General features: G+C 42.9%; 11 protein-coding genes. 6 read left to right on the forward strand and 5 right to left on the reverse strand.

The window, feature by feature from the left end:
• Positions 1 to 373: 373 nt before the first annotated feature.
• Together accA and tilS are read left to right on the forward strand one after the other, a co-directional pair.
• The gene (gene accA / locus FLL45_RS00515; protein WP_425456665.1) at positions 374 to 1,339 is read left to right on the forward strand and encodes an acetyl-CoA carboxylase carboxyl transferase subunit alpha; all 966 of its coding nucleotides are present in this window, start codon (positions 374 to 376) and stop codon (positions 1,337 to 1,339) included.
• Positions 1,340 to 1,381: 42 nt separating this feature from the next.
• Positions 1,382 to 2,758 (forward strand): tRNA lysidine(34) synthetase TilS, encoded by a 1,377-nt coding sequence (gene tilS / locus FLL45_RS00520; protein WP_142887842.1) that lies wholly within the window; start codon positions 1,382 to 1,384, stop codon positions 2,756 to 2,758.
• Between the two features lie 282 nt (positions 2,759 to 3,040).
• Here the strand turns inward: tilS and FLL45_RS00525 are convergent, their stop codons facing one another.
• From FLL45_RS00525 to FLL45_RS00540, 4 genes are all read right to left on the reverse strand, one after another.
• Positions 3,041 to 4,339 (reverse strand): PstS family phosphate ABC transporter substrate-binding protein, encoded by a 1,299-nt coding sequence (locus FLL45_RS00525; RefSeq protein WP_142887843.1) that lies wholly within the window; start codon positions 4,337 to 4,339, stop codon positions 3,041 to 3,043.
• Positions 4,340 to 4,478: 139 nt separating this feature from the next.
• Positions 4,479 to 5,630, reverse strand: a complete 1,152-nt coding sequence (locus FLL45_RS00530) for a patatin-like phospholipase family protein (protein WP_142887844.1) — start codon at positions 5,628 to 5,630, stop codon at positions 4,479 to 4,481.
• Positions 5,631 to 5,709: 79 nt separating this feature from the next.
• The gene (locus FLL45_RS00535) at positions 5,710 to 6,303 is read right to left on the reverse strand and encodes a transglycosylase SLT domain-containing protein (RefSeq protein ID WP_142887845.1); all 594 of its coding nucleotides are present in this window, start codon (positions 6,301 to 6,303) and stop codon (positions 5,710 to 5,712) included.
• A gap of 44 nt (positions 6,304 to 6,347) precedes the next feature.
• Positions 6,348 to 8,060 carry a proline--tRNA ligase gene (locus tag FLL45_RS00540; RefSeq protein ID WP_142887846.1) on the reverse strand — a complete coding sequence of 571 codons (1,713 nt, stop codon included), beginning with the start codon at positions 8,058 to 8,060 and terminating at the stop codon, positions 6,348 to 6,350.
• 253 nt (positions 8,061 to 8,313) lie between these two features.
• On the opposite strand from FLL45_RS00540, the gene FLL45_RS00545 reads away from it, so the two are divergent.
• From FLL45_RS00545 to waaA, 3 genes are all read left to right on the forward strand, one after another.
• Positions 8,314 to 8,559, forward strand: a complete 246-nt coding sequence (locus tag FLL45_RS00545) for an FmdB family zinc ribbon protein (RefSeq protein WP_142887847.1) — start codon at positions 8,314 to 8,316, stop codon at positions 8,557 to 8,559.
• A 236-nt stretch (positions 8,560 to 8,795) separates the two neighbouring features.
• Complete coding sequence (locus tag FLL45_RS00550; RefSeq protein WP_142887848.1) at positions 8,796 to 9,254, forward strand: OsmC family protein; 459 nt, start codon at positions 8,796 to 8,798, stop codon at positions 9,252 to 9,254.
• Between the two features lie 46 nt (positions 9,255 to 9,300).
• Positions 9,301 to 10,572 carry a lipid IV(A) 3-deoxy-D-manno-octulosonic acid transferase gene (gene waaA, locus FLL45_RS00555; protein WP_142887849.1) on the forward strand — a complete coding sequence of 424 codons (1,272 nt, stop codon included), beginning with the start codon at positions 9,301 to 9,303 and terminating at the stop codon, positions 10,570 to 10,572.
• 130 nt (positions 10,573 to 10,702) lie between these two features.
• Here waaA and FLL45_RS00560 read toward each other — a convergent pair whose 3' ends face one another.
• Positions 10,703 to 11,449: a 3-deoxy-D-manno-octulosonic acid kinase gene (locus tag FLL45_RS00560; RefSeq protein WP_210247077.1), complete on the reverse strand. Its 747-nt coding sequence runs from the start codon at positions 11,447 to 11,449 to the stop codon at positions 10,703 to 10,705.
• A 129-nt stretch (positions 11,450 to 11,578) separates the two neighbouring features.
• Between FLL45_RS00560 and FLL45_RS00565 the strand changes: the two genes are divergently transcribed.
• Positions 11,579 to 12,658: a glycosyltransferase family 9 protein gene (locus FLL45_RS00565; protein WP_142887850.1), complete on the forward strand. Its 1,080-nt coding sequence runs from the start codon at positions 11,579 to 11,581 to the stop codon at positions 12,656 to 12,658.
• Positions 12,659 to 12,671: the final 13 nt, after the last annotated feature.

Consider the following 12,671-nt stretch of genomic DNA (forward strand, 5'->3'; position numbering starts at 1 on the left):
GGCCAAAAAATAGAAGTATTTCAATGGTCTAATGAGCAGATTAAGGCTTTTATCTAGAACGAAAAAACCGTTAAAATGCCGTGGTTGCGCCACTAAGCATTTTGCTGGGTGTCAAGAATAGGGGAAAAACGGTGAATGGACTTCAATTTTACCTTTCTAGCCCCATTGAAAAAGCGTTTAAATGAGTTGTCAGTGTTACGGTTATTGATAAGGCTCGCAATTAGTTTCTTTACGCGTTTACCGGTCTAAACTCGTGTTAGAATTAGTCGTTAAGGCATATTGAGAAGAGGTTGCCTGTATATCGCAGCCTCTAAGCTGATATCAGTAAGTACCAGTAAGATTTGAATAAAGTAGATAAGAGTAGTTAATTACGATGAATTTCTTGGAATTTGAAAGACCAATCGCAGAAATGGAAGCGCAAATAGAAGAGCTCCGTTTGGTTGGTAATGACAGTGAAATCAATATCGGCGAAGAAATCGACCGACTGAAAAAGAAAAGCAAAGAGCTCACCGAACAGATTTTCTCGAATTTAGACGCTTGGCAAATTGCGCAAATTGCGAGACATCCGATGCGTCCTTATACCATGGATTATATCAATCTAATATTCACCGATTTTGATGAACTGGCTGGGGATCGCGCTTTTGCGAACGATAAAGCGATTATTGGCGGACCTGCGCGACTCGATGGTAAACCCGTGATGGTCATCGGTCATCAAAAAGGCCGGGATACCAAAGAAAAAGTTGCTCGTAATTTTGGAATGCCAAGACCAGAAGGTTATCGTAAAGCATTACGATTGATGGAAATGGCGGAAAAGTTTAACTGGCCGATTATCACCTTTATAGATACACCTGGCGCTTATCCTGGCGTTGGAGCGGAAGAGCGAGGTCAGTCGGAAGCCATTGCGAGAAACTTAAAAGTAATGTCTCGTTTGAAAGTCCCTTCAGTATGCACCGTTATTGGAGAAGGTGGTTCGGGAGGCGCTTTAGCGATAGGGGTCGGCGACAGGGTGAACATGTTGCAATATAGTACTTATTCAGTCATTTCGCCGGAAGGTTGTGCGTCCATTCTATGGAAGAGTGCTGATAAAGCGGCTGATGCGGCCCACGCCATGGGTATTACCTCAAATCGTCTCAAAGAGCTCGACTTAATTAACTCAATCGTTCCGGAGCCTCAAGGCGGTGCCCACCGTGACCATCCAGCAATGGCGGCTAATTTAAAAGCGCAGATTGTCTCTGATCTTAAAGCGTTGGAGTCGTTATCAGAGGACGAGTTACTGGATGCCCGTTATGAAAGATTGATGTCTTTCGGGGTTCAAGAAGAATGGAAATCTATCTCTTAGAAATACCTAGTTATTGCGTTTTGAAGAATTGAGGAGTGAATCTTGAATTCTTCAGAGCGCAACCTTTCTGCAACCGAAACCCTTGTTTTAGAAGAGCTGAGAGCGTTTAATGCCACCAAACATATAACGGTCGCGTTAAGTGGTGGAATGGACTCAAAAGTTCTCTTGAACATATGTTGGCGCCTACGAGAACTGGGGTTCGTTAGTCATGTATCTGCGCTGCACGTTGATCATGGATTACAGCCTCACTCACAAGATTGGAGAATGCAATGCCTGCAAGACTGCGAGTTTTATCGGATTCCATTTTCATACGAAACGCTAAACTTAGCGCCGCAAGCTTCAGCTAATGTCGAGGCGTTAGCACGTGATGCACGCTATCAAGTGTTTGAATCATATTTAAATACCGCAAACTCTGAACCTACTGGCGACTCTCATTATTTATTACTGGCTCACCATGAAGATGATCAGGCTGAAACGCTATTATTCAGATTGATTCGAGGTTGCGGTATTGCTGGCGCGGCAGCAATGCCGGTTCAGCGAAAATTAGGTGATGGATTTTTATTACGCCCATTGTTAAAAGTGACCAAACGACAAATTGAAGAGTACGCCATTGCCAACCATTTACAATGGATAGAAGATCCGAGCAATAATTCTGAAGCTTTTTCGCGAAACTACCTGCGGCATCAAGTGATGACTAAGCTAACCGCAAAATGGCCTTCAGTGGCTCATTCGTTTGCGCGGTTTGCAAGTGTCGCCCGCGAACAAAATGAATTACTCAAAGCACTAGCGGAGGAAGATTCTCAACTGGTATTGACGCCTCATGGAGAGTTGTTGGTTGAACACTTATTGAAACTTTCGCGGGTTCGACAGCGAAATTTATTGCATCAATGGGGGGCAAGTCATTTGGCTTTTGCGCCAACCAATAATGAGGTGAATCAAGTTATCAAGCAATTGCCTGCGGCTTTAGAGGGTGCACAAATCAATATTGATTTTTCGAGTGGGCGTATCAGAAGTTACCTCGGTCGCCTTGTGCTAACTCAAAAACATGAACCGAGTAATGACTTTGACTCTCAACAGTGGCTCGATTTTAAAGTTCCTTTGCGCTTGGCCAATGGTATTGAATTGTTTGCTTCGGTTCAAAGTGCGCCGGGGTTGCGCTTGCCAAAAGTCCATGAAGTCGTTTCTGTGGGTGCCCGTAAAGGGGGCGAAAGGGTTTGCCCCGATTATCGTACAAAAACCACGAGTCTAAAAAAAGTTTATCAAGAGCTTGCAGTGCCACCTTGGCAGCGAGAGTGGTTGCCGATTGTTTTCTATAACGATCAAATCGTCGCTGTCCCTGGTGTTTTCGTAGAGAAGCGTTATCTTTGTTCTGATAGTGAGAAAGCACTTGATATTCGGCTAAGAAAAGCAACCGATTAGTTTTTAGATTTGCCGCATAGATTTTTAATAAATGTACCAACTGTCTCAATAAAAAAGCCTAAAACCTTTTCGAGTTTTAGGCCAGAATGTTGTTCTTATTAGTTTCGTTTGACAATATTAAGCGTCAAGCGTTATTGGGTTTTATCGGTCCTAAATATTTAGACTTATGAAACAAATTATCACACTAAATAATAACCACAATGGTTACGCTAATATTTTCAACTGGGTCCACAATAATCAACGCAGTGGTTTTAGAACTAGTCGCAGTGGTTTTAGAACTAGTCAAAGTACCCAGACTTCAATGCTTTCGCTTCGAAGTGGGGCGTAGTCCACGCGCATAGTATCGAGGACTGAAATCGCGTTGTCTTCTAATTTAGTTCTTATCTCCGCTAGTCTCGGTGAATTAGAAAAGTCGACTAAAACAATTTTCTTTCCTGGATTGTTAAAAGCAAAATTTTGTAATCTTTGTAAGTCTCGGCTTTCCTTAGACTCTTCCTCAGCTTTTACATCATTAGCAAAGTTAACGGTAATACGACGACCTGTCGCGGCAAGTTCTCGATATCGTAAAGGGGTTTGTTTGTCGAGATTTTTAGGTCGATACGAGGTGGGGTAGTAGGATATTAAACCAACATCATCGGCGAGTTTCTGTCCTTCATTTTGGGTAACAAACTCGATAAATTTAAGGGCCATTTCTGAACGCTTTGTCCCTGTTGTATAAAAATACAACTTACGAGAGAGGGCGTAATCTTCGGTGCCAATAGTATAACCTGAAGGTTGAGTTGCTGGACTTTTGTCGTTAGCGGCAACTTTTAATAATTTTGATTCGCCGACATAGGCAACACCAACAAATCCAACCGCGCCTTTATTACTAACGACACGGTTAACCAATTCCGCGCTCGATTCGAAACGCGCAGAGCGGTCGGAAAGTTTCACGTCGAAGGGCTTCAACACCAAGCTCTTAAAAGTATCCCAGGTACCCGAATTGTTATCTCGACTAAATAAGTAAATAGCTTGATCTTCCCCACCAAGTTGCGACCAATTGGAAATTTCACCAGAGAATATTTTTGCAATTTGCTCTATGGTCAATGCCTCGATGGGATTATCTTGATAAGTCACTATCGCCAAAGCATCAAGTGCGATCGGGTGCTCATCGACTTTTCCAAAAGTTGCCGTCAACGAGTCAAGCTCGCTGTTTTTTATTGAGCGCGAACTCATTGCGATCTCTGTTGACTGTTCAGTCAATGCTTTAAACCCTGTACTCGAGCCATGAGCGCGAATATCGATTTGTAATTTACGTTTTTGTCCCGGTAAAACGCCTTCGATTATTTTTTCAACAGGACTTTCAAGTTGAATCGTCTTAATTAAGGTCGCACCTTGGCTTTTCAAAAAATTAGTTGCCAGCTTTGGCGCGAAACTTTCTCCGACCGTATTTGATCCTTTTAAAGTGAGCGTTTCGATTAGATATTCTTGTTGCGGTGTATCTGCTGGATTATCATTGATTTTATTTTGGTTGAGAAAAAAATATCCAGCGACGGCTGCGGTAATTATTAGTAAAACGGCGACTACGAGATTACGGCTCATTTTTACAAATTTCCATAGGCTTCAAAATTTGGGCGAATTTTGCCGGTAGTTTGTGACGTCAATGTGACAAAATAACTAACGGCAATACAGTGAGAAATATTCACTGATTCACGCGTAAAAATATATCGGTTATGCGATTTTAACGGAAAAATGCTTTGATATTTGCTTTTTGTGCGAGCGCGTCTTGGTAGCCAAGTTCGATAAGTTCTTGAGTATAACTGGACTCAAATAATAAATAGCTTAAAACTGTTGAACCTTCATCAGAGCCAATACCTAATCGTCGAAAGAAAAACTGAATGAGGCGAGGGAGCTGCTTAAAATGTTTGCTGGCGAGTTCACTAAGATCTTTACTGGGCGATATGGTAAAGGTTTCGATTTGTCTTAAATTACTTTGTAAGTCCCGAACCGCTTCGGGAATTAAGTTAATGGTTTTGTTGATCCGGTTGATTCGCTCAATGTCACTGTCAAGACTATCGATGAACACGCTATCTAATACATGACCGGCAATATCGGCAACCGATGGATATTGAGTCGACTTGGTTCGTTTGACTTCCTGTTGAATTGGATCAACGCCGATGACTAAAACTCTATCCGCACCGAGATGTATCGCTGGACTAATTGGAGCAAGAAATCGAACCGAACCATCGCCAAAGAATTCACGGTTAATTTTGATCGCTGGAAAAACCAGCGGTATTGCGGCAGAGGCGAGTAAGTGATCGCGGTTAATGATTGTTCGAGTCCCACATCGTCTGTGACGACGCCAAGGAGTTAGGCTTTCATGGCCCTGAAAAAATGAGATCGATTGCCCTGAAGCATAACCAGAAGCGGTTACTGACAAGGCATGTAAATGACCAGAATCAATAGCTGCTTGGATATTTTCATAATGAATGACTCTGGCGAGTAACTGTCGGAGCGGCGTATTGTTGAGTAACCCTAAATGATGGTCTCGATGGTAACTGTTGGAAAATAGCGACCGAATCCACCGCCCCGTGTTTTGCATTACACCTAAAAAGTCACTCCGAAAAATTTGTTCAACACTAAAGTTTTCCCAGACCTTTTGTAAACTTCTCACCCCAAGCCTTGGTGAACGGGCATAAGCTGCCAGAACTGTTGCGTTAATTGCACCCGCTGAAGTACCGGCAATGATTTGGTAGGGGTTGCCATACTCGCTTTCGTATGTGACATCGGAAATTGCACGAAGAACGCCAACTTGATAGGCGGCTCTGGCACCACCACCGGTTAGAACCAGTCCGGTTTTTGGGGTAACCAATTTTTGTTTGATTCCTTTCATTGATATTGTTATTCGGAATAAGGTTTTTATTGTTTGCTTGATTAACTCATTGAAAAAAGTGTCACTAGCGCGACCAAATTCAGGGGTGCCAAATTCTTCGCATCGATTTATAAACGCGCATTGGGTACCAAGTTTGTCCCCGGCTGCCATTGTAGCGCGCGAGTGCACGGGTCGTATCAGATTTTTCTTTTTCTAAATACAGGCTTAAAATCGCGCAACCATAGCGCAAATTGGTTTCGATATTAAACAAACTATCTTGTTGTTTGCCGATAACGTCTTTCCAAAAAGGCATGACTTGCATCAGTCCTCTTGCGCCGGCACTGGATATCGCATACTGGTCAAAGTCACTTTCGACATCGATAACTGCTAAAACCAACATGGGATCTAAGTTGAAATTAGTCGCCTCTTGATGAACATGACGTAAAATAGTGAGGCGCTCATCTTCGGGAATGTGAGGCGCGGCTTTTGCCAGCCGAATTGATTGCTCCACCAGCCAAACTTCTGCATCGAATTTATCTTTAAAAGAGTCTGGCGCATTAGCAATCGCTTTTGCTAATTTCATGCGAAACTCTTTGCTTGGTTTCTCCTGAGTCGCCGCTAAGCTGTCAGGGGCCTGCATGCTGCCGGCCCCAAAAACCGAAAGGATAAATAGCTTGATAAGATACTTTGTCATGGCTTTTATTCTAAACCATTATTTTTAAAAAGAAAAAGCTAAGATTACGCTAATTTTTCTTTTAGAAACGTCAAAGCGTTATCAATTTCGACATCAATTTTATCGTTATGACGACGATGCTTGTATTCGTAGTTTCCTGCATCGATGCCGCGTTCACTAATGACGATTCGATGAGGTACACCGATAAGCTCAATATCGGCAAACATTACCCCAGGGCGTTCTTTACGGTCATCAAACAGCACTTCAAATCCTGCTTCAGTCAACGCTTGGTAAAGTTTTTCGGCATGTTCAGCCACTCGATGTGAGCGATGCATATTCATTGGAACAATAGCAACTTGGAATGGCGCTATCGCATCCGGCCAAATAATGCCGTAGTCATCATGATTTTGTTCAATGGCCGCAGCCACAATCCGTGACACGCCAATGCCATAACATCCCATGGTCAGGGTAACTGACTTCCCGTTTTCGCTGAGCACATTTGCTTTCATCGCTTCGCTGTACTTAGTTCCTAGCTGAAAGATGTGACCAACTTCAATACCGCGTTTGACTTCTAAAGTACCTTTGCCATCTGGACTGGTATCACCTTCAACGATGTTACGGCAGTCGAACACTTCGCCGATTGTTGCGTCGCGACCCCAATTAACACCGACAAAGTGAAAGCCATCTTCGTTTGCTCCACAGCTAAAGTCGGCCATAACAGCCGCGTCTCTATCCACTAACATTGGAATGTTTAAATTAACTGGTCCAATCGAACCTGGATTGGCGCCAGTGGTTTGCTTGATGATTTCATCGCTTGCCATTTCCAAAGGTGCAGCGACAAGCTCATGCTTTTCGACCTTCAATTCATTCAGCTCATGATCACCTCGCAAGCAGATTGCGACAACAGGTTGCGTTTCACTGCTACCTTTGACGATCAACGTTTTTAAACATTGAGTATTAGGCATGCCGAGTTGCTGACTCACTTGATCGATTGTTTTAGCATCCGGAGTGGCGATTTTTTCCATCTCTTGGCTTGCGTTAGGGACTGTTTCTGATGGCGCAATCGCTTCCGCTTTTTCGACATTTGCTGCGTAATCACTACCAGTGCTGAAAGCTATCGCATCTTCTCCAGAGTCCGCGAGTACATGAAATTCATGAGACGTACTGCCACCGATCGCACCAGTATCTGCAATAACGGCTCGGAATTCTAAACCCAAGCGATTAAAGATATTACTATAAGCTTGGTACATTACCTGATAGGTCTCTTCAAGTGACTCTTCACTGGTATGGAATGAGTAAGCATCTTTCATCAAGAACTCACGGGCTCGCATCACACCAAATCGAGGGCGAACTTCATCTCGAAACTTGCTTTGAATTTGATAATAAACCGCCGGACATTGTTTATAACTCCGAATTTCGTCGCGAATCATCGCCGTGATAACTTCTTCATGCGTTGGGCCGAGACAAAAATCTCGATGATGTCGGTCTTTAATTCTCAAAAGCTCTGGGCCAAAGTCGCCCCAACGCCCCGATTCTTCCCAGAGATCAGCCGATTGAACCATAGGCATTAATACTTCGCTTGCACCGGTTGCGTCCATCTCTTCGCGGACGATTTGCTCGACTTTCCGCAGTACCTTTAAGCCCGTCGGTAGCCAGGTATACAATCCAGAAGCTTGTTTACGGATTAATCCCGCGCGTAACATTAGCTTGTGGCTGATCAACTCAGCGTCACTTGGGTCTTCTCGCAAAGTAGCAAGTAGATATTGCGTTGTTCTCATGTAAGTATCTCTTATTGCTTAATTTTTACGGTAGTGCCGTGTACTACCAGCTTTTCAATTGGGTGGCGTATTTTAGCAGTCAATTGGCCTATCTCATATTGCCTAAATGTTATTTAGCGAAAAAAAACTATAAAATTATTATCTAAAGGTTTTATTTTTCATAAAAATCCTTATATTTACGGCCAAGAAAGCCAAACTGGCTGGAAAATAAACAATTCATGACATTGGTTTGTCAGTTAGTCGAGTTGATGCTATGCCCATATATGAATATAAATGTAACGCTTGTGACCACCGTTTAGAAAAGTTGCAACGAATGAGTGATGACCCATTGAGAGTCTGTCCAGATTGTGGCCAAGAAGAACTAACAAAATTAGTTTCTGCTGCGGGTTTTCGCCTAACGGGGACTGGTTGGTACGAAACCGATTTTAAGAATAAAGGTTCAAAACCAGATTCTGGTTCGTCCAGCGGTAGTTCTAGTGACAGTTCAAGTGATAGCTGAGGAAACGAGAGAGCCACTTCTTTTTGGGTGACTCGCTAGTCTCATAGGCGTATTTCTATTCTCTTGATAGCGGTCGAAATCATGTCGATTGATAAGGCCGCGCAGCCATCAGTAATGAGAGTTATAGCTACCTGATTACTCCCACCAATAGCCTCTAAATTATTGATATCAATAGCTTTTGAGGCTATGATTAGCGACCATTGTTCGTCAGTTTACATCCTGTTTAAGGAGACCTAATGTCGAGTTATTTTGCAGAAATCTATTGGCAGCGTAATTCGCAGGATTTTTTGGCGAATGAATACAGTCGCGGTCACGAATGGCGGTTTGATGGCGGCGTAACCGTGCCTGCTTCGGCTTCGCCTCACATTGTTCCTTTGCCTTGGTCTGTAGAGGAAAACGTTGATCCCGAGGAAGCATTTGCTGCCGCTTTATCCAGTTGCCACATGCTGTTTTTTCTTTCAATCGCAAGCAAAAGAAAAATTCAAGTCGAGAGTTATACCGATAAAGCGGAAGCGATAATGGAAAATAATAGTCAAGGCAAGATGGTGATTAGTAAAGTGATATTAAAACCGCAAATAGCTTTTTCTGGCGAAAAGATTCCAACTCAGGCTGAAGTTGACCGCTTGCATCACTTGGCACATGAAAGCTGCTTTCTTGCGAATTCTGTAAAATGCGAAGTTATTGTTGTCTCATGATGATAATCGGGCTGTTCAAAGCGACAAAATCCCGGATGCATTCTCAATGATTCGTTTTTGGTATTCATTGTTTTTCTATTCGATTTCACCATTAATATGGATCTATTTGCTCTTGCGCGCGATTAAAGCGCCTGAATATCGCGATGGGTTTTTACAGCGTTTGGGTATCGTTTCGTCGGATAAAAAAACTGGGGGCATTTTAGTCCACTGTGCTTCAGTTGGTGAGACTATTGCTGCGACTCCTCTGATTCAGCAGTTATTGGCAACCTATCCTGAAAAAATCATTACCGTTACTACGTCTACACCAACCGGTAAGAAGACGGTAACGGAGCGATTTGGAAACAAAGTGCAGCATCTTTATATGCCGGGCGATTGGTTGGGCGCCGTGAGACGCTTTTTAAACACGCTTGATCCGCAATTAATAATCTTAATGGAGACTGAATTGTGGTTTAACTTTTTAACCTGCTGCAACCAACAACGGAGACCGGTGCTGCTAGCCAATGCACGATTGTCTGAAAAATCGTTGAAGCAATATTTAAAGTTTCCCCGTTTCAGCAAGCAACTTTTTAATCGTTTAACTGTAATCGCGGCGCAATATTCGAACGATAAAAATAACTTTAAATCGGTTGGTGTGGAAGAATCTAAATTATTAGTTAGCGGAAGTATTAAATTTGATGTAAGCGTCTCCGAATCCCTTAAGCGAGCGCAAGTGTCTCTGAAAAATCAATGGGCAGGCGAGCGGCCGGTTTGGATTGCTGCAAGTATCCATCCTGGTGAATTTGAAGCGTTACTTAACACGCATCGAGAACTGTTAAAGTTAATTCCTAATTTACTGTTGATTGCCGTACCTCGACATCCTGAACAGTTTTCGGCATTTAAGAAGTCTTGTGAACAACATTCGCTTAGCTACGTCAATCGAAGTCGTCAGGAGAGCCCTGATGCCAATATTCAAGTGGTTGTTGGTGACACGATGGGAGAGATGATGCTGCTCTGCGGTGTTGCCGATATCGCTTATGTAGGCGGGAGTTTGATTGAACGAGGCGGCCACAACCCGCTGGAACCAGTTGCGTGTGGTATTCCTGTTGTGATGGGGCCACATGTGTATAACTTCTCTGAGATTACCGATAAGTTGCGTCATGCTGAAATTTTATCCATCGTTGGCGATGGAAAACAATTGACTCAGCAGCTAAGCGTTTTATTAACCGACGAGTCATTAAGGTTAAAGAAATCATCGCTATGCGAAAGTTTTATGGCTAAAAACCAGGGAACTGTTGAGCGAATCCTTGAGCAAATAAAAAGCTTAATCAATGCGCAGTAATTGATAATCAAATAGTAAAATACTCAAATTAAATATGCGGTACAAAACGAAGTCCGTTGACGCATTCCGCTAGACTTTTTGCAGGCTAATCGAGAGACGTTTGCGGATACTTGAAATAAATGCGGTGTAGTTAGAGTTTGAATTTTGTACCTGCGAATTGATTGTAACTTTGTAACAACCAGCGCCAGCTTTTATCGTCAAAATAAAATTTTTCGTGGATCAACGATTCTTTTTCAAATGATCGTTTGAGTCGTCTTAAATTGGCTAATTGCCATTTTTTTTGCGGGACTTTTTTACAACATTTATCAAAATCAATTAGCCAAAATTTAAACTCAGAATCGATTAAAATATTATGGGCATTTAAATCAGAGTGATAAATTCCAGCGAGATGAAATTTAGCAATCAATGAGCCAATAGCATGCCAGCCAGCTTCAGAGAGTTTTTCAGACTGTAGCCGAGCAACCAAGTCTTGTGCGTTGGGGATTTTTTCAATAAGAATATCGTTGCGATAAAAAAATCCCGATCTGGTCACTCGCCCGGCGATCGGTTTGGGGACAGGAAGGCCTTGCTGAAACATGGTCTCGAGTAAAACAAGCTCGGCGTAGCAGCGAGTATTTTCTAGACTGGTGAAAAAGTACTCATCTTTACTAAGCTTGGCAACAAGTCCCCCCCGGTAATAATGGCGTAATACCCATTCACCTTCTTGATGACCGATAAACCAAGTTATATTGCGGCCTTTTGATTGACCTGTTACAGCGCCTTTTAATTTCCATGTATCAATATCAAACCAATCAACAGACACGAGTTGACTCAGATGATGATTAAATTTTGGCAGAAGTATACTGTTTTCTTGGTGCTCGATTATCTCAATAGACAAAATCTAATTCCGAATATCATAGAGGCTAGCGCGATTTTACATTAGAATAGCGTCGAGAAAAACACTAAGCTGTTGTAGGCTGTGTGCAAACGGACTACAGCCTACCCAAGGAATCTTTTAGGAACACACATGGTCAGTCAGTTTTCTGAACCGCAATCAATCTGCATTTTACGGCTCTCGGCAATTGGTGACGTATGTCATGCCGTGGCAACTGTGCAAGCGATTCAAAAACAATGGCCTAACACAAAAATTACCTGGGTCATCGGTCGAGTAGAAAAAAAGCTTGTTAACGGGCTGAGTGGCGTAAATTTCGTTGAATTTGAAAAATACACGGGGCTCGCCGGTTTTGTTCGTTTTCGTAAACAAATTAAACATCTCAAATTTGATATTCTGCTCAATATGCAAGGGTCGTTTCGGGCAAGCCTTATCTCAACTCAGATAAATGCCGTCGAGAAGTGGGGGTTTAATAGAAAGAATACTCGAGAAGGACAGTGGCTATTTACAAATCGACAAATTCCTTTCTTGAAAACGCCACACGTGGCTGAGGGCTTTCTTGCTTTTGCCAAAGCGATCGGTGTCGGTGCTGATTATCAACTTAATTGGAAAATGCCTGTTTCGCCGACTGCCAGAAAATGGTGTGAAGAGCGTTTAGCGGGTGCCGGTCGATATATTATTATCTCGCCTTCAGCGAGCAAGCCCGAGCGTAACTGGCTCACTGAGCGATATGCGGAGATGGTGAAATATTCGCAAGAAAAAGGTTTTGCCGTGGTCATTTGCGGAGGGCCGTCACCTTTTGAAAGAGAATTAGCTGAAGAAATTGAGAAACAAAGTGGCAGCGCGATTATCAACTTAGTTGGAGAAACCGATTTGCAGCAAATGTTAGCTTTACTCGAAAAAGCTGAGTTGCTAATTGCCCCGGATACCGGACCTGCACACATGGCGGTAACGGTTCAAACCCCGGTAATAGGGCTCTACGTGCATAGTAACCCAGAACGAACGGGACCTTATTTATACCGGCACTATGTAGTGTCTCACTACGAGGCTTTATTAAAAGCACAAACAGGCAAGTCGGTAGCAGAAAATTCGTGGGGAGCGAGAGTTAAAGGGATAGGTTTGATGGAGCATATTACTGTCGAAGCGGTTAAATCCATGTTCGATAAAGTTATTGAAGACACAACCAATCAGTCACTGTCGATTCATCAAGCTTAAATTGAATAAGAAC

The organism is Aliikangiella marina (assembly GCF_007004765.1).
Lineage (GTDB): Bacteria > Pseudomonadota > Gammaproteobacteria > Enterobacterales > Kangiellaceae > Aliikangiella > Aliikangiella marina.